At 62.5% G+C, this 22,949-nt stretch carries 25 protein-coding genes and 2 tRNA genes; 9 read left to right on the top strand and 18 right to left on the bottom strand.

Annotated elements, in window-relative coordinates:
- Window positions 1–270 precede the first annotated feature (270 nt).
- Window positions 271–1,545 carry an ATP-dependent Clp protease ATP-binding subunit ClpX gene (gene clpX, locus AAFG13_RS06205; protein ID WP_092114668.1) on the top strand — a complete coding sequence of 425 codons (1,275 nt, stop codon included), beginning with the start codon at window positions 271–273 and terminating at the stop codon, window positions 1,543–1,545.
- A 319-nt stretch (window positions 1,546–1,864) separates the two neighbouring features.
- Entirely contained in the window at window positions 1,865–4,294 is a 2,430-nt protein-coding gene (gene lon, locus AAFG13_RS06200) for an endopeptidase La (protein ID WP_176530994.1), read from the top strand.
- A gap of 81 nt (window positions 4,295–4,375) precedes the next feature.
- Here lon and AAFG13_RS06195 read toward each other — a convergent pair whose 3' ends face one another.
- Window positions 4,376–5,587, bottom strand: a complete 1,212-nt coding sequence (locus tag AAFG13_RS06195) for an MFS transporter (protein ID WP_342711456.1) — start codon at window positions 5,585–5,587, stop codon at window positions 4,376–4,378.
- Window position 5,588: 1 nt separating this feature from the next.
- Window positions 5,589–6,257, bottom strand: coding sequence for a GntR family transcriptional regulator (locus AAFG13_RS06190; RefSeq protein WP_342711455.1), 669 nt, complete (start codon window positions 6,255–6,257; stop codon window positions 5,589–5,591).
- A gap of 203 nt (window positions 6,258–6,460) precedes the next feature.
- Here AAFG13_RS06190 and AAFG13_RS06185 point away from each other — a divergent pair, with 203 nt between their 5' ends.
- From AAFG13_RS06185 to AAFG13_RS06165, 5 genes are all read left to right on the top strand, one after another.
- Window positions 6,461–6,865 (top strand): GFA family protein, encoded by a 405-nt coding sequence (locus AAFG13_RS06185; RefSeq protein WP_342711454.1) that lies wholly within the window; start codon window positions 6,461–6,463, stop codon window positions 6,863–6,865.
- Between the two features lie 78 nt (window positions 6,866–6,943).
- Window positions 6,944–7,020, top strand: a tRNA-Val gene (locus AAFG13_RS06180).
- A 265-nt stretch (window positions 7,021–7,285) separates the two neighbouring features.
- Window positions 7,286–7,582: a hypothetical protein gene (locus AAFG13_RS06175; RefSeq protein WP_212314893.1), complete on the top strand. Its 297-nt coding sequence runs from the start codon at window positions 7,286–7,288 to the stop codon at window positions 7,580–7,582.
- A gap of 22 nt (window positions 7,583–7,604) precedes the next feature.
- Window positions 7,605–7,910 (top strand): YciI family protein, encoded by a 306-nt coding sequence (locus AAFG13_RS06170; RefSeq protein WP_342711453.1) that lies wholly within the window; start codon window positions 7,605–7,607, stop codon window positions 7,908–7,910.
- A gap of 33 nt (window positions 7,911–7,943) precedes the next feature.
- Window positions 7,944–8,798 (top strand): methyltransferase domain-containing protein, encoded by an 855-nt coding sequence (locus tag AAFG13_RS06165; protein ID WP_342711452.1) that lies wholly within the window; start codon window positions 7,944–7,946, stop codon window positions 8,796–8,798.
- Between the two features lie 298 nt (window positions 8,799–9,096).
- On the opposite strand, the gene pepT is transcribed toward AAFG13_RS06165, so the two are convergent.
- Together pepT and AAFG13_RS06155 are read right to left on the bottom strand one after the other, a co-directional pair.
- Window positions 9,097–10,368, bottom strand: a complete 1,272-nt coding sequence (gene pepT, locus AAFG13_RS06160) for a peptidase T (protein WP_342711451.1) — start codon at window positions 10,366–10,368, stop codon at window positions 9,097–9,099.
- A gap of 159 nt (window positions 10,369–10,527) precedes the next feature.
- Complete coding sequence (locus AAFG13_RS06155; RefSeq protein WP_016847738.1) at window positions 10,528–10,827, bottom strand: HU family DNA-binding protein; 300 nt, start codon at window positions 10,825–10,827, stop codon at window positions 10,528–10,530.
- A gap of 331 nt (window positions 10,828–11,158) precedes the next feature.
- Between AAFG13_RS06155 and AAFG13_RS06150 the strand changes: the two genes are divergently transcribed.
- A tRNA-Asp gene (locus tag AAFG13_RS06150) sits at window positions 11,159–11,235 on the top strand.
- On the opposite strand, the gene AAFG13_RS06145 is transcribed toward AAFG13_RS06150, so the two are convergent.
- The 5 genes from AAFG13_RS06145 to AAFG13_RS06125 all read right to left on the bottom strand — a co-directional run bounded on the left by AAFG13_RS06145 (window position 11,236) and on the right by AAFG13_RS06125 (window position 15,460).
- Entirely contained in the window at window positions 11,236–12,657 is a 1,422-nt protein-coding gene (locus AAFG13_RS06145) for a hypothetical protein (protein WP_342711450.1), read from the bottom strand.
- On the bottom strand, window positions 12,654–12,851 hold the full coding sequence (locus AAFG13_RS06140) for a hypothetical protein (RefSeq protein ID WP_342711448.1): 198 nt from the start codon (window positions 12,849–12,851) through the stop codon (window positions 12,654–12,656). The genes AAFG13_RS06145 and AAFG13_RS06140 overlap by 4 nt, the downstream gene beginning before the upstream one ends.
- A 437-nt stretch (window positions 12,852–13,288) precedes the next feature.
- Window positions 13,289–13,678 (bottom strand): hypothetical protein, encoded by a 390-nt coding sequence (locus tag AAFG13_RS06135; RefSeq protein WP_342711447.1) that lies wholly within the window; start codon window positions 13,676–13,678, stop codon window positions 13,289–13,291.
- Between the two features lie 220 nt (window positions 13,679–13,898).
- On the bottom strand, window positions 13,899–14,900 hold the full coding sequence (locus AAFG13_RS06130) for a hypothetical protein (protein WP_342711446.1): 1,002 nt from the start codon (window positions 14,898–14,900) through the stop codon (window positions 13,899–13,901).
- A 380-nt stretch (window positions 14,901–15,280) separates the two neighbouring features.
- A complete protein-coding gene (locus AAFG13_RS06125; RefSeq protein ID WP_342711445.1) occupies window positions 15,281–15,460 on the bottom strand; it encodes a hypothetical protein in 180 nt (59 codons plus the stop codon).
- A gap of 323 nt (window positions 15,461–15,783) precedes the next feature.
- On the opposite strand from AAFG13_RS06125, the gene AAFG13_RS06120 reads away from it, so the two are divergent.
- On the top strand, window positions 15,784–16,461 hold the full coding sequence (locus tag AAFG13_RS06120) for a hypothetical protein (RefSeq protein WP_342711444.1): 678 nt from the start codon (window positions 15,784–15,786) through the stop codon (window positions 16,459–16,461).
- Between the two features lie 102 nt (window positions 16,462–16,563).
- Here AAFG13_RS06120 and AAFG13_RS06115 read toward each other — a convergent pair whose 3' ends face one another.
- The 9 genes from AAFG13_RS06115 to AAFG13_RS06075 all read right to left on the bottom strand — a co-directional run bounded on the left by AAFG13_RS06115 (window position 16,564) and on the right by AAFG13_RS06075 (window position 22,824).
- Entirely contained in the window at window positions 16,564–17,007 is a 444-nt protein-coding gene (locus tag AAFG13_RS06115; protein WP_342711443.1) for a CBS domain-containing protein, read from the bottom strand.
- 160 nt (window positions 17,008–17,167) lie between these two features.
- Window positions 17,168–17,680: a lipocalin-like domain-containing protein gene (locus AAFG13_RS06110; RefSeq protein WP_342711442.1), complete on the bottom strand. Its 513-nt coding sequence runs from the start codon at window positions 17,678–17,680 to the stop codon at window positions 17,168–17,170.
- Between the two features lie 303 nt (window positions 17,681–17,983).
- Window positions 17,984–18,214 (bottom strand): hypothetical protein, encoded by a 231-nt coding sequence (locus AAFG13_RS06105; protein WP_342711441.1) that lies wholly within the window; start codon window positions 18,212–18,214, stop codon window positions 17,984–17,986.
- Window positions 18,211–18,459, bottom strand: a complete 249-nt coding sequence (locus AAFG13_RS06100) for a hypothetical protein (RefSeq protein WP_342711440.1) — start codon at window positions 18,457–18,459, stop codon at window positions 18,211–18,213. The genes AAFG13_RS06105 and AAFG13_RS06100 overlap by 4 nt, the downstream gene beginning before the upstream one ends.
- Window positions 18,446–19,945, bottom strand: a complete 1,500-nt coding sequence (locus AAFG13_RS06095) for a phage portal protein (RefSeq protein WP_342711439.1) — start codon at window positions 19,943–19,945, stop codon at window positions 18,446–18,448. The genes AAFG13_RS06100 and AAFG13_RS06095 overlap by 14 nt, the downstream gene beginning before the upstream one ends.
- Window positions 19,945–20,346, bottom strand: a complete 402-nt coding sequence (locus AAFG13_RS06090) for a hypothetical protein (protein ID WP_342711438.1) — start codon at window positions 20,344–20,346, stop codon at window positions 19,945–19,947. The genes AAFG13_RS06095 and AAFG13_RS06090 overlap by 1 nt, the downstream gene beginning before the upstream one ends.
- Window positions 20,343–22,112, bottom strand: a complete 1,770-nt coding sequence (locus AAFG13_RS06085; protein WP_342711437.1) for a hypothetical protein — start codon at window positions 22,110–22,112, stop codon at window positions 20,343–20,345. Before AAFG13_RS06085 ends, AAFG13_RS06090 begins: the two co-directional genes overlap by 4 nt.
- The gene (locus AAFG13_RS06080) at window positions 22,109–22,579 is read right to left on the bottom strand and encodes a hypothetical protein (RefSeq protein WP_342711436.1); all 471 of its coding nucleotides are present in this window, start codon (window positions 22,577–22,579) and stop codon (window positions 22,109–22,111) included. The genes AAFG13_RS06085 and AAFG13_RS06080 overlap by 4 nt, the downstream gene beginning before the upstream one ends.
- Window positions 22,576–22,824, bottom strand: a complete 249-nt coding sequence (locus AAFG13_RS06075) for a hypothetical protein (protein WP_342711434.1) — start codon at window positions 22,822–22,824, stop codon at window positions 22,576–22,578. The genes AAFG13_RS06080 and AAFG13_RS06075 overlap by 4 nt, the downstream gene beginning before the upstream one ends.
- Window positions 22,825–22,949: the final 125 nt, after the last annotated feature.

Raw genomic sequence — 22,949 nt, 5'->3', positions numbered from 1 at the left:
TATTCCACGTGCGATCGTGGAAAATCACGGTATTGTCACGGTCTTGAGCCGGCCTCCCGATTAGCGAATTCTTGATAGTCGGGTGCCAGCATGGTTGGCTGTAATGCAACGGCTATGATCGCGGAGATTCGAATAAACCGTGATCCACACGGTCAGTATTGCGTAGGGTCTTTTTTGGTACGGAATTTGCTCTATCTACCCAATACTCCGGTTTTGTGCCGGATTGGGTCGATCTGGCAAACGAGGTCGAACGGCGGACGGAGATAATGAATGAGTAAGGTCGGCACGAGCGACGCCAAGAACACGCTATATTGCTCGTTCTGCGGCAAGAGCCAGCATGAAGTTCGCAAGCTGATTGCCGGACCGACTGTCTTCATTTGCGACGAGTGTGTCGAACTCTGCATGGACATCATTCGCGAGGAGAACAAGTCCTCGCTGGTGAAGTCGCGCGACGGCATCCCGACGCCGAAGGAAATCTGCAAGGTCCTGGACGACTACGTGATCGGCCAGAGCCATGCCAAGAAGGTGCTGTCGGTCGCCGTCCACAACCACTACAAGCGGCTGAACCATCAGACCAAGCACAACGACGTCGAGCTGGCGAAGTCGAACATCCTGCTGATCGGTCCGACCGGTTCGGGCAAGACGCTGCTCGCACAGACGCTGGCCCGCATCCTCGACGTGCCGTTTACCATGGCTGACGCGACGACGCTGACCGAGGCCGGCTATGTCGGTGAGGACGTCGAGAACATCATCCTGAAGCTGCTGCAGGCCGCCGACTACAACGTCGAGCGCGCGCAGCGCGGCATCGTCTATATCGACGAAATCGACAAGATCAGCCGCAAGTCGGACAATCCCTCGATCACCCGCGACGTGTCGGGCGAGGGGGTCCAGCAGGCGCTGCTGAAGATCATGGAAGGCACGGTGGCCTCGGTCCCGCCGCAGGGCGGCCGCAAGCATCCGCAGCAGGAATTCCTGCAGGTGGATACCACCAACATCCTGTTCATCTGCGGCGGTGCTTTCTCGGGCCTCGAGAAGATCATCTCCGCGCGCGGCCGTTCGACCTCGATCGGATTCGCGGCGCAGGTGCTGGCGCCGGAGGATCGCCGTACCGGCGAGATATTCCGTCACGTCGAGCCGGAAGATCTGCTGAAGTACGGCCTGATCCCGGAATTCGTCGGCCGTCTGCCCGTCGTGGCGACGCTGGAGGACCTCGACGAGGCCTCGCTGAAGAAGATCTTGACCGATCCGAAGAACGCGCTGGTGAAGCAGTACCAGCGGCTGTTCGAGATGGAGAACATCGAGCTGACCTTCGCCGACGAGGCGCTTGGCGCGGTCGCCCGCAGGGCGATCGAGCGTAAGACCGGCGCACGCGGCCTGCGGTCGATCCTGGAGAGCATCCTGCTCGAGACCATGTTCGACCTCCCGGGCCTCGAAGGCGTCGAGGAAGTCGTGATCTCGCGCGAGGTCGTCGAGGGCACGGCGCGTCCGCTCTACATCTACGCGGATCGTTCCGATCGCGCCGTCGAGAGCAGCGCGAGCGCCTAAGGCGCAACTTTCTGTCGTCGCAATTCATGCGGCTGCCGGGCGATCCGGCGGCCGTTGCGGCGCAGCAGCAGGCCATTTTCGCGTCGCAGTAAATGCCTGTTTAGCCTATATTTCCCGGCACTTCTCAGACTTGACACCCCCCCGCCTGATAGCCACCTAATGCTATCGGTGAGGGATCTCATGCGTTGAGATTCGTCGCTTTACGATGCGGAATATGCGGCTGCTGACGGCAATCTAATTCCGGATCACCAAGGCACCTTGTGGCGGTTGCGCAAGCAGGCGGACTGCGTGCAAGGGGGCAAAACAAAAGGATAAGGCCATGACGACTTCAAAACCCCGGCCAACGATCGTCCACGGCGAAAGCCATTCCTATCCGGTGCTGCCGCTCCGCGACATCGTCGTCTTCCCGCACATGATCGTGCCGCTCTTCGTCGGCCGCGAGAAATCGATCCGCGCGCTCGAAGAGGTGATGAAGAACGACGCGCTGATCATGCTCGCGACGCAGAAGAACGCGTCCGATGACGATCCGGCACCCGATTCAATTTACGAGACCGGTACGCTCGCCAGCGTGCTGCAGCTCCTGAAACTGCCCGACGGCACCGTCAAGGTGCTGGTCGAGGGCCTCGAGCGCGCGCGTGTCGAAAAGTATTCCGACCGCAGCGAGTACTACGAGGCGACCGCGGTCGCGCTCGCCGACACTGACGCCAACTCGGTCGAAGCCGAGGCCTTGGCGCGTTCGGTCGTGTCCGACTTCGAAAGCTATGTGAAGCTGAACAAGAAGATCTCCGCCGAAGTCGTCGGCGTGGTTCAGGCGATCACCGATTTCGCCAAGCTCGGCGACACCGTTGCCTCGCATCTCGCGGTCAAGATTGCCGATCGGCAAGCGATCCTGGAGACGTTGTCCGTCACCCAGCGCCTGGAGAAGGTGCTCGGCCTGATGGAGAGCGAGATCTCGGTGTTGCAGGTCGAGAAGCGCATCCGCTCGCGCGTTAAGCGCCAGATGGAGAAGACCCAGCGCGAGTATTACCTGAACGAGCAGATGAAGGCGATCCAGAAGGAACTCGGCGACGACGAAGGTCGCGACGAGCTGGCCGATCTGGAGGAGAAGATCTCCAAGACCAAGCTGTCCAAGGAAGCTCGCGAGAAGGCCCAGCACGAGCTGAAGAAGCTCCGCCAGATGTCGCCGATGTCCGCGGAAGCGACCGTCGTGCGCAACTACCTGGATTGGCTGCTGTCGATCCCGTGGGGCAAGAAGTCCAAGGTCAAGAAGGACCTCGAGGCCGCGCAGGCGGTGCTGGACTCCGATCACTACGGGCTCGAGAAGGTCAAGGACCGTATCGTCGAGTATCTCGCGGTGCAGTCACGCGCCAACAAGCTGACCGGACCGATCCTGTGCCTGGTCGGGCCTCCCGGCGTCGGCAAGACCTCGCTCGGCAAGTCGATCGCGAAGGCGACCGGCCGCGAGTTCGTGCGCGTGTCGCTCGGCGGCGTGCGTGATGAGGCCGAGATCCGCGGTCACCGCCGCACCTATATCGGCTCGATGCCCGGCAAGATCATCCAGTCGATGCGCAAGGCGAAGACCTCGAACCCGCTGTTCCTGCTGGACGAGATCGACAAGATGGGCGCCGATTTCCGCGGCGATCCGTCGTCGGCGCTGCTTGAGGTCCTGGACCCCGAGCAGAACTCGACCTTCAACGACCATTACCTGGAGGTCGATTACGACCTGTCCAACGTGATGTTCATCACGACCGCGAATACGCTGAATATTCCGGGGCCGCTGATGGACCGCATGGAGATCATCCGGATCGCCGGCTACACGGAGAACGAGAAGGTCGAGATCGCGCGCAAGCATCTGATCCCGAGCGCGCTCTCCAAGCACGGTCTGGACTCCAAGGAATGGTCGATCGACGACGCGGCTTTGCTCTTGATGATCCGCCGCTACACCCGTGAAGCGGGCGTGCGTAATCTGGAGCGTGAGCTCTCCACACTCGCCCGCAAGGCGGTGAAGGAGCTGATGATCTCCAAGAAGAAGTCGGTGAAGGTCACCGAGGCGAATATCGAAGAGTTCCTCGGCGTTCCGAAGTATCGCTTCGGCGAGATCGACGACGAGGATCAGGTCGGTATCGTCACCGGTCTGGCGTGGACCGATGTCGGCGGCGAGCTGCTCACCATCGAAGGCGTCATGATGCCCGGCAAGGGCAAGATGACCGTCACGGGCAATCTGCGCGACGTGATGAAGGAGTCGATCTCGGCGGCGGCGTCCTACGTCCGCTCGCGCGCGATCGTCTACGGCATCGAACCGCCGATGTTCGACCGCCGCGACATCCACGTTCACGTGCCGGAGGGCGCAACGCCGAAGGACGGTCCGTCGGCCGGCGTGGCGATGGCCACCGCGATCATCTCGGTCATGACCGGCATTCCGGTCCGCCATGATGTCGCGATGACCGGCGAGATCACGCTGCGCGGCCGCGTGCTGCCGATCGGCGGTCTGAAGGAGAAGCTCTTGGCTGCCGCGCGCGGCGGCATCAAGACGGTGCTGATCCCCGAGGACAACGCCAAGGATCTCACGGAGATTTCCGATGCGATCAAGGGCGGCATGGAGATCATTCCGGTCTCGCGGCTGGATGAGGTCGTTGCCAAGGCGCTGACCCGCGTGCCTGTGCCGATCGTCTGGGAAGAGGAGACCAGCAAGGTCGACGTCAAGCCCGACGCTTCGGATGAAGCGTCCGGTGGCCTGACGGCGCACTGAAGCGAGCTCCAATCGAGATACTGAAACGGCGCCTTCGGGCGCCGTTTTTGTTTTGGTCATCACGCGGAGCCGAGCAGGCGACTACTCTTTCTTCTCGACGATGAAATTGCCGATCGCCCCGAGTGCCATCAGCACGCTGGTGCCGAGGAACACCGCGCGCATGCCGATATGGCCGCCGATGAATCCGCCGGCGAGCGGGCCGATCACCTGGCCGGCATATTGGGCCGAAATCGAATAGCCCAGCATGCTGCCGGTGACCGTGTCAGGCACGTTGTGCCGGATCACGCTTGCGATGCAGGGCAACAGGCCGCCGAGCGCGAGCCCCATCAGGAAGCGGAGCAGGATCAGCTGCCAGCCGCTGACCACGAAGGCCTGCGGGATCAGCAGCAGCGCCGAGGCGGCCAGGCAGATGGTGATGATCCGCCAATGGCCGACGCGATCGGCCAGCTTGCCGAGATGCGACGACGACAGCAGGCTGCCGAAGGCGGCCGCCGACATCACGAGGCCGGCCACGAACGTCACCTGCGGTGTCTCGACCAGTTGCGCGACATAGACCGTGATGATCGGCTCGATCGACATGTTGGCGATCATCAGGAGCAGGCCGGTGCCCCACATCGCGATGACAGGTCGCTTGTCTGGAACCAGTGACCAGCCGCCACGCGACTTGCCGCCATTCGCCGTCTTCGGACGCGCCTCCTCGCGGATCAGGAAGGTCGTGCCGAGGAAAGTGAAGAAGATGACCCCGCCGATCAGGAAGAAGGTCGCGCGGATGCCGATCAGGCCGGGCAGGACGCCGCCGATCAAGGGACCGACCAGGCTGCCGGCCATGATGCCGGCCGACAGCACGCCGATTGCCCAGCCGGACCGCGCCTTCGGCGTCTGCGCCGCGACCAGCACGGTCGAGCCCGAGGCGTAGCCGCCGAGCAGGCCGGTCAACAGCCGCAAACCGACCAGCTCATAGACGTTGTGCGCCATGCCGATCAGCGACATGGCAACCGCCATGCCGAGGCTGGCGCGGATCAGCATCAGCTTGCGGCCATAGCGGTCGGCGAGCCGTCCCCACAGCGGCGCGGTCAGCGCGGCGGTGAAGAAGGTCGCTCCATAGGCGATGCCCGACCACTGCACGATGGCGGCATGGTCCGTGACACCGAGCTGCTCGACATAAAGCGGCAGGAACGGCAGCAGCAGCGTCATCCCCACGATAGTGGTGAAGGAGCCGAACACGCAGACGATGAGGTTGCGCTTCCAGGGTCCGGCGTCGAGCGCCGCTTCGCGATCGATTTCCATGTTCATGTCAGCGCAGCCCGATGACGGCGAAGCCGCGCGCCCGCAGGCCGCGACGATCCTCGTTCAGCGAACGCAGCAGCCGATCGCGGGTGTCGGTGATGTGGTCGGCGGCCTCGCGCGCGGCGGCTTCCGGATCGTTGGCCTTGATGAAGCCGAGAATACGTCGGTGCTCGCGCCAGGCCTGCTCGCGCGAGGGTTCGGTCCAGACTTCGAGCCAGCGCGCGCGCGACAGCCGGGTCATGGCGCCGGCGATCGCCTTGACGATGAAGGGATTGCCGGACAGGCGTGCGATCTCGACATGGAAATCGGTGCCGACACGGTGCCATTCCTCGCGCGGCGCGCCGGACTGGCAGGCATCCAGCATCGCTTCGACGCCGGTGATGTCGGCCGCGCTCGCCCGCGCGCAGGCGAGGCGGACGGCCGTCGTCTCCAGTGGGATCCTGAACTCCGCCAGCGCCTCCAGCTCTCCGAGGTCGATCGGTGCGACGATCCAGTTGCGGCCGTCGCGGCGGACCAGCTCTTCGCCTTCGAGCCGCACCAGCGCGGCGCGGATCGGCGTGCGCGATCCCTCGAACCGGCTCTCGAGCCAGCGCTCCGTCAGCCGCTCGCCGGGGCCGAGGTCGAGAGAGAGGATCATCTCCCGGAGCTGGTCGTGGATCTGAAGCATCTGCGACATCGCTGTCTGCCGGCGTGGGAGTAGAGTTTTGGGGCCCTGTCGACGTATCCCGAATTGGTATCCCAAACAATCCCGTTTTGGGATACCGGCGTTGCTCCATCGGGCACCGGTTGGCAGCGTGCGGACCCGAACCGGCCAGCATCGCGCAGGGAACGCCAGTTCGGGGACGGCCTTATTGGACAATGCTGAATGGGAGAACGCAGATGCAGATCGACGGGCAATGCCACTGCGGGGTCGTGACCTATCAGGCGGAGATCGATCCCGAACGGGTGTCGATCTGCCATTGCACGGACTGCCAGGCGCTGACCGGCTCGCCCTATCGCGTCACGGTGATCTGCGCCGCCGAGCAGGTCCGGCTGACCGCAGGTGCACCGAAGATTTACGGCAAGCGGGGCGATAACGGCCGGATCCGCTTCCAGCACTTTTGCGGCGACTGTGGTTCCCCCTTGCTCACGAGCGGAGAGGACGGCGGTCCCGACGATTGGGGTATCCGCTGGGGCAGCATTCGCCAGCGCGGCGAATTGACCCCGCGACGCCAGGTCTGGTGCCGCTCCGCCGCGCCCTGGATCAATGATCTCAAGGGATTGCCGGCGCGGCCGATGGATTGAGGCGCAACGATTGAGCCCTCGCTGCCCTGGTGACCTTGCGCCCGAGGGGCGGGCGAGGCTAAAGAGGCGCGCAGGTAAGGGCGGCTAGCTCAGCTGGTTAGAGCATCTCGTTTACACCGAGAGGGTCGGGAGTTCGAATCTCTCGCCGCCTACCAGCCTTCGCCCTGCGGGCTACGGCTGGGCAAGCCAGCCTTTGTGGATGAATTCATCCACTTGTTCGGTGTCGCAGGGCGAAGGCTGTCGCGCCGAAGCTCGAAGAGCGAAGGCGGACTGGTTCAAAATCCCATCGCTGCTGTTCCCCGCGAGCTACGTTCCGAGGCGGACAAAAGTATGACTGCCCTCATCATCATTCTTGCCGCTCAGGTTTGATGCCGACACGGCTGCAATGCTATTCTCTGCGCCTAACCGGGAACTTGATGCATGCGCAAACTCGCCGCGATTTTTCTACTCACCATGATTGCCGGACCGGCATTGGCGCAGCAGGACCATGTTCAGCGTTATCGCGAAGAGATCGAGAAGTCGCCTTCGGATTTGGCCAACGAGGCGCGGCAGCAGCGCGCCTACCAGCGCGCGCTCAGCGGTGTGCCGGACCAGAAGCCGACCGACCCGTGGGGCATTGCGCGCAGCAATGACGGGCAGGCCGCTCCCAAAGCGAACGCCACCAAAACAACCCCTGCGCCGAAGCAGGCCAAGCCTACCAGCGCTGCCGCCAAATAATCCGAGAGAGCGCACCAGGTCGATGAAGTATTACGTCTGCAAATTGACCGGACCGCGCCCGACCTTTCCGCAGGACATGACGCCGCGGGAAGCCGCCATCATGCAGGCGCATGTCGCCTATTGCGGCGAATTGCTGCAAGCCGGCAAGGCGCTGATCTTCGGGCCGGTGGCCGATCCCGCCGGCGTCTGGGGACTGGGCGTGCTGCAACTTCCTGACGATGCCGATCCGCAGGAGATCGTCGCCAACGATCCCGTCAGCAAGGCCAATGCCGGATTCACCTATCAGGTCACGCCGATGTTGCGCGCGGCCACGCGCGAGACTTGCTAGGATCGGCGCAACTTCTCAACAGGTTTGGATCGCATGAACGCAGGCCATCCGCAAAACGCCGATCAGATTGCATATTGGAACGGGCCGGGCGGTCAGCGCTGGGCCTCAAGGCAGGCCGCGCAGGATATCGTGCTGCAGCCGGTGCTCGACCTCCTGATCGATCGCGCCGCGCCGAAGGCCGGCGAGCGCATCGTCGATGTCGGCTGCGGCAGCGGCGCCTCGACGAATGGGTTTGCGACCAACGTGGGGCCATCAGGCCATGTGTTCGGCGTCGACGTCTCCGGACCGATGCTGGAGCGGGCACGGCAAAGCACGCCGAAGGATGCGCCGGTCACCTATGCGCTTGCCGACGCCACGGTCTATCCGTTCGATCCCGCAAGCTTCGATCTGCTGGCGTCGCGCTTCGGCGTGATGTTCTTTGCCGATCCGGCGGTGTCGTTCGCCAATCTGCACAAGGCGCTGAAGCCATCGGGCCGGCTCGCCTTCGCCTGCTGGCAGGAGCCGCGCGAGAATCCGTTCTTCATGGCGCCGTTGCAGGCCGTCTACAAGCACGTGCCGAAGCTGCCGCAGCTTGGTCCTGAAGACCCCGGTCCGTTCTCATTCGCGTCCGAAGCGCGCGTGAACCGGATCCTCGGCGAAGCGGGGTTTTCCGGCATCGCGATGGAGCCCTGCCGGCTTGAGTTCGACGTTGCGATCGGGCGCGGAATCGATGCCGCCGTCCAGAGCGCGCTCGAGATCGGGCCCGCCAGCCGCGCACTGGAAGGACAGCCGGATGACCTAAGGGCGGCCGCCGTCACCTCGATCCGCGAGGCGTTGACGCCGTTCGCGAAGGGCGATGCCGTGCTGCTGCCCGGCGCGATCTGGATCGTGACGGCGCGGGCGTCATAGCGAAGCCAGGGCGGCAGCTACTTGAATTGGGCGCGGCACGCCGGGCTGAGGTGGCGCTTGTTCCGTTCCATGCATGCGGTGATCTGCCTGACGCTCGGAACGAACTCACGGCAGAACTTCATGGCGTCGGCCCGGCAAGCCTTTCGTTGTTCTGCCGTACCCGAATTCGCATGCGCGTTCCCTGCAACGGCGGCAAAGGCGGGTGTTGCCAATAGCGCGATCGCGGCAGCTCGGGAGCAGCGGATTGCTCGGTTCGTCGCGCGAGCGCTTCGCATCATGGTCACTTCCTCGGTCTTACCTAGCTGCCAACAACGCCGGCCTTCTGCTCCCAGATCATCGCCAGGTGCACGATGGTCTGCACGGCCTTCTCCATGTCCTGGCGGCTCACCCATTCGAGCCGCGAATGAAATGCGTGCTCGCCGGCGAAGATATTCGGGCAGGGCAGTCCCATGAACGAAAGCCGCGAGCCATCCGTGCCGCCACGGATCGAGGTCTTCACCGGCGATAGCCCCGCGCGCTCGATCGCCTCGATCGCATAGGCGACGATCTGCGGGTGGCGATCGATCACCTCTTTCATGTTGCGGTATTGCTGCTTGACCTCCATGCGGTAGGTCGAGCGCGGGTATCCCTTCATGACGTCCCGCACGATCTTCTCGAGTAGCGCTTCCTTCTGCTTCAGGCCTTGCTCAGTGAAATCGCGGACGATGAAGTCGATCCGCGCATTCTCCAGCGCTCCCGAGATCGCGACCGGATGCAGAAAGCCTTCCTTGCCTTCCGTGGTCTCGGGCGAACAGGTGTCCTTCGGCAGGCGATCGACGATGGCGGCCGCGATCTTGATCGCGTGCTCCATCTTGCCCTTGGCAAAGCCCGGATGGGTCGCGACGCCTTCGATGATGATGCTGGCGCCGTCGGCGGAGAAGGTCTCGTCCTCGATGTGGCCCGCGGTCTCGCCGTCCATGGTGTAGCCGAAATCGGCCCCGAGCTTCTTGATGTCGACCTTGTCGACGCCGCGGCCGATCTCCTCGTCCGGCGTGAACAGGATCTTGATGGTGCCGTGCTTCACCTGCGGATTGGTGACCAGGAAATGCGCGGCGTCCATGATCTCGGCGAGGCCGGCCTTGTTGTCGGCGCCGAGCAGGGTGGTGCCGTCGGTCGTGATGATGTCATTGCCGATCTGGTCGGCCAGCGCTTCGTGCTCGGCGGCGCGGATCACCTGCGAGGAATCGGCCGGGAGCACGATGTCGCCGCCGCGATAATTCTTCACGACCTGCGGCTTGACGTTCTTGCCGGTGCAGTCGGGTGAGGTGTCCATGTGCGAGCAGAAGCAGATCACCGGCACCGTCTTGTCAGTGTTGGCCGGGATCGTCGCATAGACGTATCCGTGTGGATCGAGATGCGCATCCGATATGCCGATCGCCTGCAGCTCGGCGACCAGCAGGCGGCCGAGGTTCTTCTGCTTCTCGGTCGAAGGCGTGGTCAGTGAATCCGGGTCGGACTGGGTGTCGATCACGACATAGCGCAGGAAGCGCTCGGTGACGGTGTGCTTGAAGTCGAGAGCCGGTGCCAGCATGAAGACCGCGCAAGGGTGGGAGAACAGGAATAAGGCGCTCAGGCGAAGTTGGTTCGCGCAAGCAAAGCGTATCGAGAGACAACTCTACAACAGAAAAGCGCCACTCCGGGGCCGCGTCGCGAGCCGGAATGGCGCTTGGTATCAAGCAAGTTAAGAACCCTAGACGGCTTCCTTCAGCTCCTTGGCGGCACGGAAGGCGACCTTCTTGCTTGCCTTGATGTGGATCTGCTCGCCGGTCGCCGGGTTGCGGCCCATGCGGGCGGCGCGCTTGCGAACCTGGAGGATGCCGAGGCCAACGATACGAATCCGCTCGCCCTTCTTGAGGTGCTTGGTGATCCGGGTGACCATGTCGGTCAGGATCGCCTCGGCCTGCTTCTTGGACAGCTCCTGCTCCTCGGCGATGGCCGCCGCCAGATGCTTCAGCGTGATCGTCGCCGGGGTCGCTGCTTTCTTCGCCATGTGTGGCCCTCTTCGTTGCTGAATGGCTGGATTGCTGCTTTCACGCGAATGGCGCGCCGTTCGCGTCGGGAAAATGCGTCCGGAAAAGTCCTGAAACCGCCGGTTCTGGGAACGGGCAGCGCCGAGCCCGGCCACAGGAAACCCAGACCTATCAGGCCTTATTTGATTCGGGGCTTTGCTGACTACGCCGTTTCCCCTGAAAACAGGCGACAACTCGCGCCCACAGCACGAAAATGCCCGCGCTATGCAGGGCTCCGCAACGTGCTTGACTATCGGGATGCGGGCCTTTATGCCCTCGTTCCTGCGCGGATCAATCCGATGATCGGCATCCGCGGGAGTAGCTCAGTTGGTTAGAGCGCCGCCCTGTCACGGCGGAGGCCGCGGGTTCGAGTCCCGTCTCTCGCGCCATCATTTCAATGGCTTAGCAGACCTCCTCTCAGCAATCAGTGTCACAAGGGGCGTCGCTGTGACACTTTTGGTCGCCCTACGTTCCAGTTCCGCTGCCCCTTTGATCCTGGCTCCATCGTATCGACGGGCACTCGGAACATTGACCGGGTTGTAGGTCCGGCGCAGCCGGTTGTTGCTCGCGATGGTGTTCGCCATCTTGTTGCTTTGGTCCTCGACGGAGGCACCGCCGGCATCGCCTTCGACGGCGCCAGAGCGTCGCATGTCTTGCAATTGCCGCTTCTCGTCCTTGCCGAAAGCGAGCTCGCGTAGCTCCCGAAAATCCTGCTGCAGGGCGCTTTCGGAATAGGGGCGCGCGGCCACGTGGCGGCCGCCCCCGTGATCACCACCCCAGCGTCCCGTCGCGCCCAGGCGGCTAACTGGTCGACCGCCTCGCGTCCAGAACAGCGGCACGTTGTCGAGTAGATCAGCGCCGAACCCGCGCAAGTATGCGAGCAGGATGGCCTCGGACCACGGGCTCAGCGTTGCGACCGCTGCTCGCCCGGTCTTGGCTCTATCAGTGACGAAGTAAATGCCGGTGTCGTCGTTGCAGGATTGAGCAAGCGTGAGGCTGCGATTGTCGACGGGCGAGAACTGGCTATCCCACGCGACAGCAATCAGAGCGGCCAGGCCGTAGTAGCCATTGCGCCACGCGACCTGAACCAACTTATAGACCTCGCGCCGATACCACACTTGATCTCGGGGCTTTGGCGGCGTGTTCGAGAATTGCTTCGATGGATCGGCGTCGCGTCGGCAATACTGCCGATCGTCGACCGTCATAGCGGACATCCGAACCCAGAGAGCGCGCCATGTCTTGATGACCATGTGACGCTCGGTGACCGACACCTCGGCTTCGATTTTGGGTATCAGGCCGATTGCTTTGCCGGAGGTGGGATCAATGCGAACGAAGTGCTCAGCCTTGACCGTGCGGGGGTCGCACTCGGCGAGCGCGGACAGCCAGCGCCATGATCGCGACCAGCTGTCGCGTTTTTCCTGTCGCGAGGTCCAGACGGTACCCTTTGCCAACCGTTCGGCTTTGCGATGTTCCATCGCCTTCTGATAGGCGAAGCCGATGGATCCTTCGGCGTAGACTTGGAGTGTGGTCTTGGCCGGCGGCATGATGTGTCCGGCACGAACATGATCCCATGCTCGATTGAGTTCGATTGCTCGCTGTTGGTCCTCAACACTCGGCGCGGGCCTGCCTTTTGCATCCAACCCGGGACCGCCGCGACCCATATTGACCAGCTGGAAGCCATAGCTCCGCATGGTCTTCGTCGGGCGCCAACGCCAGCGGGCGTTGATATACACGAAGTGGCGAATGCGATCCTGGCCCACGCTGTCGTCCTCGGAGGGCACGACAAATAGGAGAGGAGGCGTCGTGGTCACCTCAGCAGCTCCGCAGCATCACGGAGCTTCGGCCGGTCCGTCAAGGTCGCGTCGGGCTCGATACCGGGGTTATCCTTCACTGCGAGGCCGACCACTGTCCCATCAAGTCGAACCCCAACCGTGGCAAACCCAGCCTCTTTCAAGGCTTCGACGTGCCGCTGGATGATCTTCTTGGTGTGCCGTGTATGCGACATGATCAGCTCGCCGGCGCTGCCTTACGCTCCTGCTCCGCGCGGAGACGTACTGCCTTCACCAGCTCGCTGCTTCGCGACGACTGGTTCTCTGCAGCCCAGCGATCGAGAAGCCGATCGACGTCCTGCGGCAACGAGAGAACTGCTTTCCTGGTCGCGATGCCATGCATGGATCACCTAGCGCGGTAGAATGGATTGCTGGACGTGCCTACCCACTGGCTGAAGTTCTGGCAAGATCATGAAAATGCTAATGTTTTTGCACCGTCTCGGTGCATTTACTGCAGATTGTGCTCGAAAACACTGGCGTAGAAGCAGCTCAAATCAAACGTTGCACCGATCTGGTGCACAATTCGGCGAGTTTTCTCCTTTAGGTTGTAAGAAAATATTGTAAACGGAGCGTGGAAATCGGAGCCCGCGAGCAAGCGTGGGCTCCGGGCAGTTCACCCACGAGCCTTTTTGACTTCCAGCGGTGGCTCGGATCGCTCCAGCGAGTTCGCAAAGCACCCGGGCTGGGCGCGGCTCAGGCCCAACCGGCCCGCGTCATGGCCGGCCGCCCAGGCGATCTCGATCAGCTCCTCAGCGGTGAACCCGGTCTCGCCGATGAAGTGGCAGCGGACCATTTGTCCCTCGGCACTCTCGACCTCTGCGGTTGCGCAGCTGAACTCGATCGAGGTGGCCTCGTGGCACATGGCCGTCACGCTGGCATCTGTGCGCTTTCGGACATCCGGGTCGTGCTGTTGCATGGCCCATTCGTCGAGCCTACTGGCGCGCTCGCGCTGCGCTGCGGCTCGTTCGATAAGTTGGATGAGCTTGGCTGTGTTGGTTCGCATTTTGGACTTCCTCGTGCCCGGCGGGATGAGACCATGCCGACGCGCACCCGGCCGGTTGCGGGTGAATGACGGTGGTCTCCTTGCGGTAGTCGGGCTGCGAACCCGACGGTCGTTTACCTCAGCGTGACGGGCTTGTCATGCACCTGTCTGGTGCATCCGTTCAGCCATGCCGATGGGGCCGGCGGCGCTATTGCGCGCCGGCCGGCCTGTCGGGCGTCAATCAGGAGGAGGGCAGTTGCGGCGGCACGAGGGCCGTCACTGCCAGCTGCGCCACCGACGGAAGCAGGTCTCCCTTCGCGACCTTGCCTTTGAGGTAGGCGCTGAACTTGCCGCCCTCGATGTAGATGTCCTGCAGCCATTCGCGATACGCACCAAGGGCCGCAAGCGGGTAGCACCACGACTCTTGCGGGTTGGACTTCGACTGCGGGTGGCTGTCGGGATAGCAGTGCGGGTACTTCGAGCGAGCACCGTAGACGGCTTCCAAGTTGTTGTCGGTCCAGTGCTTCGACCAGTGCTGCCCGATGGAGATGTCGACGACATTCTTATCGCCGATATCCGCGCCAGCCATGATCAGCTCGTAGACGACCGTGTGCGCCTCGTTGAAGACGTGGAAAAACCCCTTCGGTGCGGACTGGTAGTTGAGCGCGACGCGTTCGTGCCACTTGTCGAACCGCTTGAGATGCGCCGGGTCATAGCCGACCTGGCGGTAGATCAGTTCCCGCAGCTTAGAGCCTGCAAGCAGGCGATAATTGTCACGAGCTTCGGGCTGACAATTCGCGCCGGCATCGAAAGCGTAATACTCCAGAACCGCAAGACAGATCTCGGCCGGGTAGCAGTACTGGGTCTGGCCACCGTGGACGATCTCAACGTGGGCCGCGGCTGCGCTGAAGCCCGCCTTAGCCAAGATCGCCTTGATCGACTTTATGCGCGGCTTGTCCTCGTCCTGCCACTGGCTGCTGATGGTGCCGATGTGCGCGTTCTGGACCCCGCAGAGGGCAGCGAGCCCGCGCTGATTCAGGTATGGGGTGCCGTCAGAGAGGACGCCCATCCCGATGCCGTTGACATCGGCGTTCAATTCGATCCCGAGGTGCAGGATGCCCTGCGCCGGGGTGATTTCCTTGGAGGCCGATTTCGGGGCCAAGACACTGATCTTGTTGGCGTTCAGGCTGATTTCCTCGCGGGTCTTCGGCTTGAACACAAAAGGTTTCTTCGAGTCACTCATTGGTAGCTATCACCGAGAATGTGACCTCGGCGCCATAGACACCTTCATACGAGTCTGCATATCGTCGCTCTGTGGAGGAGCCGATGTCCGGGCAACCGAGGTCGGTTTCGAGCAAGGGCGGTTCCCGTTGGTAGCGGGGCCGTCCTTCGTTTCAGTGCCCGACCGCGAATCAGCAGCGGCACCTTGGGTCCATTGGACACTCGATGGGCTTCTTTCGGCAATGCACGGCGCGTGCAGCCTCTGCCTTATCAACAGGCAGTGAGCAGGTTTGTTAACCGATTTCCCTGTGACTTTATCTGCAGTTGGACCGATTCGACTGGTCCTCGTTTCCAGCACGATTCGTCGCGATTGACTTTCTCACTTCTCCTCCTGAGCGCCCATCAGGATGCTGATCGCCCCTCCTTGGCCGAGCGCGCCGTGATGTGGGTGGTGTGACCCGACATGCCGAAGTCGTGGACAACCGTGTCAATGTCGAAGGACTGGTCGAAGTACTCGGTGCCTTTGAGTGAGAGGCCCATGCCGGCGGCGACCGCAGGGTCGCCGACCACAGTGGCTCGCACCGTGGCGCGCCTTTTCGTTGGCTTGCCTCGACCTGAGCCACCTCAGCGTTGGTCCTGGTCGCTGAAAGGCTGGCGAGCGCGTGTACTTGTAAATCCAATTGCCCCACGTGCAGTGATGTCTGCTTCTCAGTGAAAGCGGACATCATGACATCGTAGACCAAGGGCAGCTAAGGGCCAAAAGCTGACCTCAGCCGTCGCGCCCCTTGGTTCATCACTTAGTAACTGAAATCGCCTGCAAGCTCTTCATTGGAGCGGACCTCATCAACCTAAGGCCGCGAAGCTCTGCTATCCTAGGCGCGTCCGCAAACGCTCTTGAGGCTCCAGTGCATACAGACTATGCCGACATACGCAGCCGAATTAAGGAAGAACCATCATGGTTTGATGAGTTCGCAGTTCCGCGCTATGGGCCTTTCAAACCGGACGCGGTTGCGAATTTTTATGCGCGTGAGGCGGCGCTGGTTCTCGCCGCATGTCAATGCTGCGGGCGTCAGTTCCGATTGGCGATTTCACAGCCCTACTTCAAAGACGATCCCGATGTGGCAACTGCTATCTGCCATAGGGGTCTGCATTATGGTGATCCCCCTAACGTCGGTTGCTGTCAGGCCGGGCTATCGACAACAGTCGTAGAACTTGAAGTCTTGGAATACTGGTGGCGCGTATTGGGGTATGGCTGGAGACGAGAAGTTTCATTCGAGGTCGGCGTCGTTTCCAGTGTGATGAGTGACGACCCACGATACGAAGCCCACTACGATGTGGATCGTAACCCCGAGTATCCGTTGTCGTTCGGCTCCTTGCCGAAAGAGCCAAAGGGCGCACAATTTGAGGAGCTCGTGACGGAATTGCTGACGCGCTATCCAGCGGCAACCCGCGAAGCAGCCGAAACCGCTCTGCGTTCCGTCTGGACGGAGCGCATGTTTTCACGACGATGTCTTCAACTCGCTGAAGATGCGCTTGCAGCGTTTCAATGGCCTGCGGTTAGTCCAAACCAGGGCAGAACTTAAGGTCCGCTTCGGGTCAAAAGCTGACGTCTATCCGCGCCGGCCTCAGGTCTGCTTGGGGCCACAACCAGACATGCGCGGGGGTGACGGCACCGCGTTCGTCTGTCAGCCCCCGGGGCTGTCCTTCATGATGTAACCCATCAGGTCGTCCACGTTGTGCTCCAAATCCCGGATGATGTTCTTGACGACATCTCCTATCGAGATCACGCCCACGACCTTGCCCGCGTCCAGCACTGGCAGGTGGCGAAAACCACGCGCAGCCATCATAGCCATGCAAGCGTCCAGCTGATCATCCGGTTTGATCGTCACCGGGCTGCCCGTCATCACCTGACCCACCGGCGTCTGCTTTGCATCGAGCCCGGGCAGTAGCACTTTGATGGCGCAGTCACCCTGGGTCACGATGCCGATCAGCATGTCGTCGTCGATGACCAGCACCGACCGGACCCGACTGTCGCGCATCCGTCGCAAGGCCTCGATGACCATGTCGGCGGAACGTACATGGATCAGGGTGCCACTCTTCTGCGCTAGTGCGCTTCTAACCGTGGTCATTGAGGTGCCCTCGTGGGTTCTGTCGTGCCGCCTTAGTATTCGGCACTAAAAGATAGTCGAAATAACTTGCCTCGTCAGTAGCGCGCCGATGTCGCGTCGCCCGGTTGTCCGCTAAGGGCCATGAGCATCGAGCTTTGTGCTCAGCTCGGAAGACGAGCCGTCACTTCGCGCGCTTGAACACCAACTCAAGCGTGACGCCGGCCGGTGTCCGCGGATTTGTGATTTTCAACTCTTCGTCGGTGATCGAAGTGACGATCCGACGTTGATCAGGTGCTCCGACCAGATTTGGAACCGAACTCGTCTCGATGTTGAGGTGCGCCGTCTTCGTGCCTTCGTCCAACATGTAAGTCCCGGTGTAGGCAACTACGCCCGACGCAACGGCCATGGCTTCCTCAGGAGACGGATGTGAAGGGTCGTTCGACGCATACTTCGGGACTGCGGTGCGCACCGTGATGAAATGGAAGCGTCCATCGGCCGTGTAGGTCAGCGCGCCCTGGGCGGGCGGACGATCCACCGCGCTGCCATCGTCGCGCTTGCCTGTGCTGGACACGTAGATCCATGTTCCTACCAGTTGATCCTTGAGTGATTTCCCCTGCGCTATGGCGGCATTTGGAATAGCGGGGACCGAGATCAACGTGGTCGCAAAAAGGCCAAGTATACAACGCCTGTCCATGAAGACGCCTCATATGCTGATGTTGATCAAAGCAACGCTACAGGGACCCACCTGTCGTCCGCAATGGGTCAAAAGCGGATATGAGCGTCTGCAGAAGCGATGTCCGCTTTGGCTATGGGCAGACATTGAGACATACATGACAAGCGCAGCGCTCCCCGCGCCGCACGGCGGGCTTAATGTTCGGAGATGGTGGGCGCCCGGCGCGGTTGGATGGACCGCGCCAGGCGCCGAGCGGCGACACAAAAGCCGGAGTAACTCTTCGTCAGCCGCAATTCGCGCGCCATGGCGAAACAACGCGCGAACCTAAAATGATCGAGGCTGCATGTTAAACCGACCGAGTTCCTCCATCGCGCCGCCGGCGCCGCTGTTGGCCGCGGCCCAAGCGGCACCATGCTGGCCGGTAAGCAATGAGGTGAAATCCCCTGGCAGCAGGTCGATAACGAGCCGACCGTCGAGCATCTTTGACTGAATGACCGGGCGACCGCTGGGATAGTAGTGTGACATCCCAACGCTCGCGGGTACGTTGATGATCATGGCCGAACTCCGTTGTTGTGTCGTGCCTGCAGGGCGAGAATGCTGCCGCGAGTTGCGATCGCTTCGGCCACCTGCGCGTTCGTGGCGTTCTCGGCAGCGCTGCCTCCCAGCCACTTCAGAACCTCTCGTGCCTCGTCCGGCTTTAAGGTGACGTCTACTGTTCCGCGCTCCAGCTTCTGAAGCGTGGGCTGATACGCGTTCGCGCGTTCAGCCGCGCGCCATCGGCGCTCGTCATCGATCCACATCTTTTGGTTCTCCATTGCTTCCGCCAATCGGCACATAGCCGGTTGCGGTCTTAACCATGAGTTGGTTGGCGGCAGGGTCCGGGGAGGGTTCTTCACCGAGCCGTTCGCGGACTTCGTTCAACGTGAGAACACCGTTGGTTGCATAGGCGTTGAGGATCTCAGATTGCCTGCTCTGATCGATCTCATCCTCTTCGACCCATGCGAACTCGATCTCGCCTGACGAATCGAGCTCATCATCGATCACCTTGTTGATGACGTCCGACAGCCAGGTGGCGGTGGACTGCAGGCCCTCTTCCTCGGAGGTGCGGTCGTGCTGCTCGGCGATCGACTTGTTTTGAAGAGACACGAAGGCGGCCGGTGGGTACGAGAACGCGAAGCAGATGATGCGGACGAGCCACTCATCAAACTCGTTCTTCAGGGGCGGTTCCTTCAACGGGATGTAGCTATCTTTGTCGCCGCCGCCGATGAACTTCATCCGGCGGCGATTGCCGAGATTGCCGGAGAAGAGATCGTCCCAGTATTGCTGGAAGCGCCCAACCTGATCGGGTGTCCACGACTCAGGCAACGCGAAGAGAGCTTCAGGGATATTGCCCTCGCGAAAGTGCTCGAGTTGAGAGGTGACACGGCGCATCGCGATGTTGATGGTCTGGGCGATTACCTCCACCTGCGAGGTGCCGTAAATCCGGTTTGTACGGACGCGCGCGGGCGCGTACACAAGGTCGCGCTGCGTGAGCGCGATCGCCGGAACCCCGTGGAAGTTCATTTGATAGGCGGGCGGCAGCAGCCAGCCGCGAGCACGATCATACCTAAATCCGTGTGCCGCGAGGTTGTTAGGCGTGATCTGGATGTTGCCCCATGTGAAGGAGCCGCCGACGTAGGGGATGGGGGCAGGGGTTAGGCCCCAGGGATCGATGACACGCTTGACGAGTGCGCCGTCGACCGGCTGCAGGAAGCGCAGTTCACCGTCCGGATGCCGTGAGCAATATAGGCTCGGCGCATCGATCACATAGTGATCTTCCAATACTGCCCGGAGCCAGCTACGCCAATTCAGATCGCGGGCGGGCTGCTTGAAGAAGCGCGTGATCTCGCTGATGCGCTCGCGCGTGGCGGGCGGCAGCGCCGCTGTCTTGGGGCGCTTGCCGACGCCATCATGCCTGACACGGATGACCCAGTTCAGCCGAGCCATCTGGTCGATGCGGCGGTCGATGATCAGTCGCAACGGGTCATAGCTGTCGGCGAGGGCGCGCAACATCGCGAACGGGATCGCGTTGTCGTCGCCGTCCCGAGGCTGGGTCGCAAGGTTGTAGCCGGTCTGGTAGTCGAGGACACGGCCGGCGACCTCGGACGGAGCGACCGGCATCATCGGCGCACCGGGGCCGAACCAATCGGCGCCCGTTCGATTGTCGCTCATCGGAAAACCGCCAGCGAGTGAATGCATCGCGCGGCCTTCGCCGCGCGGCGTGGTCAGCTTCTCGATCTCGTCCATTAATTTCTCCAAGGGATCGGCGGCATGTCGGACCACGCGTCAGTGTAGCGGCGCGAGCGGCGCTTCTCGGCGGCGAGTGATGCCGCTTCGGCATCAAACTTCTTACGGAGGGCCATCGACCGTGCGGCATGATCGAACAGTTGAAAAAGCGAAGCGCCAGCTTTGCCGCGTTTGGCCAACAGCCCACTGACCGTCTGCCGAGCCTCGCGCTCTTCGGAGCTGTCGATACCGAGCGTCAAGCTGTTGTCAGCCAGCAATCGCTTCTCGATCACGTCGATGCGATCCAGGCGCTGGCAATTCTGCTCATACTCCAGCCGCAGCGCGGCGAGGTCGGCATCTATGGCCAGGGACGATCGATATTTCATGTACAGGGTGCCTTCTCTCCAAGCGGCGATGTTCATCGGGCGCGCCTCATCATCTCGAAAGTCTGGCGAGTGATGCCGAGCTTGTCACCGGCGAGCACCGGGCGGGTGTAGTCCAACAAATCCTGCACGCGAATGCCCGGGCCGGATTGGTTGCCGAGACGCTTGCGCTCCTCGGATATCTGTTCGTGCAGACCGATGTTGGCGTTCGCGAACAGCGGGTTTGTCGCTGACGTGAGCTTCCACGCGTCCTCTTGATCCATCCAGCAAACGAGCTGATCGCCATCACGCTCGACGAAATACGACCGACCGCTAACAGCGCCGGTGACGATCGAGGTTTCAATCGGGACGCGTACCATCACCTCGGCGGCGACCAGGCGCTCCTTCTCCGGCGCCTTTGCATCGCCGTTGGCGAGCGCCTCGACCTGACGCGCATAGAAGGTCAAAATGCCGGGCTCGCCGGCGCCGATGTCCGGATTAACGAGCGTCAGCGCGCCGGCGGCCGAGTTGGCCCAGTCGTCGTGCTGGCCCGGCATGTGATCGAGCGAGGCGCCGCGGCGAACGATCGTTAGCAGCTCGCGACGAAGTTTCGGCGGGTCGAGCAGCTCGACCTGTCCCGCGTTGAGCGCGACCTCAAGATTTTCGTAATGGTCAGTCCGACTATTTTTGCAGACGCGGTAGTCGATGCCGTGGTCAGAAAAGTCCATTCGGAACGTCTCACCGGCATAGCTGTCACCGTGGACCTCACGGCACCGATACCTCTTGCAAGTCGCGGCGAAGCGCGCGACCGCCTTGCGAGGGTTGAACGGAACCGGCTCGTTCTGATTGATGATCACATCTAGGATGGCCTTGGTGCCGTCCCAGTGCGCGATGCCCAGCGTCGCGTCGTCCGAGCTGCCGCCCGACATATCGACGAAGGCGAGGTAGTCGACACCGTCGACGGGCTCGATCTGGCTGCGGCCGGCGACGATCGCGCTCTCGACAATGTTTTGATCGAAGAATACGCCCTTCGGCGCGCCGGGCAGGTTGAGATGCAACCGGCGGAATTGCGCGGAGGGCAGGCGACGGCGCTGGCGAGCGAGGTAATCGCGGCCTTCGGGCCAGGAGGACATCGAGGGGTTGGCACGCTCCTCGGGCGCAAGATCGGCGAAGGCGGGGTCCGTGCAGTAATCGCCGGAATACCAGGAGAAGAGCATCCCCGGGTCGGCCCCCTCGCGGCCGATCTTCTTGAAGTCGTGCATCGGCACGCCTTCTTCGTCATGAATGGTGTCGTAAGACGTGACCCAGACTAGGCAGTAGCGGTTGGGGTCGGGCGCAAGCGCCTCGAACAGCTCATGGCTGCGAAGGCCGTGGATTTCGTCATAGCCGACGAAGGCGGCGCTCTTGCCGTGCTGGCCGACGACGTTCTGCGCGGGAATGATCCGCATGATGCCGCGGCCATCCTTGCGGCGGATCTCCTCCGATAGGACCGTCAGCTCGTCCGCCAACTCGGGGTTCGCCGCGATCAGCTTCTTCGCGAGGTCGAGGTCCTGGCCGGCTTGGTCGCTGTCGTTGGCGACGATCAGCGCGTCGGAGCCCCGGGGGTCCTCCCTGCAGATGAGGATGAAGAGACCGGCCAGGATCAGGTCGAGCGACTTGCTGTTCTTCTTGCCGCGGCCTGCCAGCACGAAGTTATAGGTCGGCTTGCCATCGGGCTTGTAGCTATCCAGCGCCTTGCGGAAGATGTCTTGCCGATAGGGCTCGATCGTGAGCGGCGTGCCGTCGATCCAGTTCAGAGATTGAAAGAACGTCAGCGCGCTGATCACGGCGGGGCTCCAGTTAGGGTACTCGACGGCTCGGCGGCGGCCTCGGCCGCCCGCCGGGCTGCATCAGCGTCGGCCATCCTCTCGGCGAAAGTCTTCTTGGGCTTGGCGGTAGCGGAGGGCTTGGCGAGGCCGATGCGCTTGAGGCTCCGGTTCGCGGTGTTCTCGGCTCGCACGACCGCATTGAGGTCGCCTTTGCCATCGAGATACGCGGCGCGTGCGACTTCGGCGATCGCGACGGCCTCGGCGGCAGCCAGGACCAGCGCCAGCGTCGGGACGTCGGCAGGGTTGCCGAGCGCATCGAGATAGCCGGCGTACAGATCCTTGACGCGCCGGGCCTGCGCGGTGCGACCTAAGCGGTCGGCCGGGCTGTTCGTCGTCCGCGAGCGAACGCGCGACAAAGCCGGGACGATCGGCTGACGATCGGTCGACGAACCAGTGGCGATCGGGGCACGGTCTGGGGGCCTCACGGCTTCACCACCAACGTGCGAACGACCTGCAAGGCGGCGAGGGCGGCCTGACGCTCCTGGCAATCGTCTCGACGCTCAGCTCGCAGGGCGCGCGAGCGCACCAGCGCGGCGGCAAGAAGCTCGACAGCAACCCCTTGGAGCGTGGCGGGGTCGCGCAGTTCCTTCTCGAGAGAGCGGCGAGCAGCTTCGTCTTTGCTGGCGTTGGCGCGCATCAGCGCGCGCCCCGCGGACGGCGGTGCGAGCATGGTTGTTTCCTTCATTGGCGAGGGGAAGAGGCGTGCAGAAGCCGCCGGCATCCGGGCAGGGGGGGACGGCATAGCCAGATCGGTGATGTCGGAGGTCAGGACGCAATGGTGGCCGCGCCTGCGCG

The organism is Bradyrhizobium sp. B124 (genome assembly GCF_038967635.1).
Classification (GTDB): Bacteria; Pseudomonadota; Alphaproteobacteria; order Rhizobiales; family Xanthobacteraceae; genus Bradyrhizobium.
The sequence above is the reverse complement of the archived record's forward strand: the minus strand, read 5'-3'. Positions and strand labels throughout refer to the sequence as shown.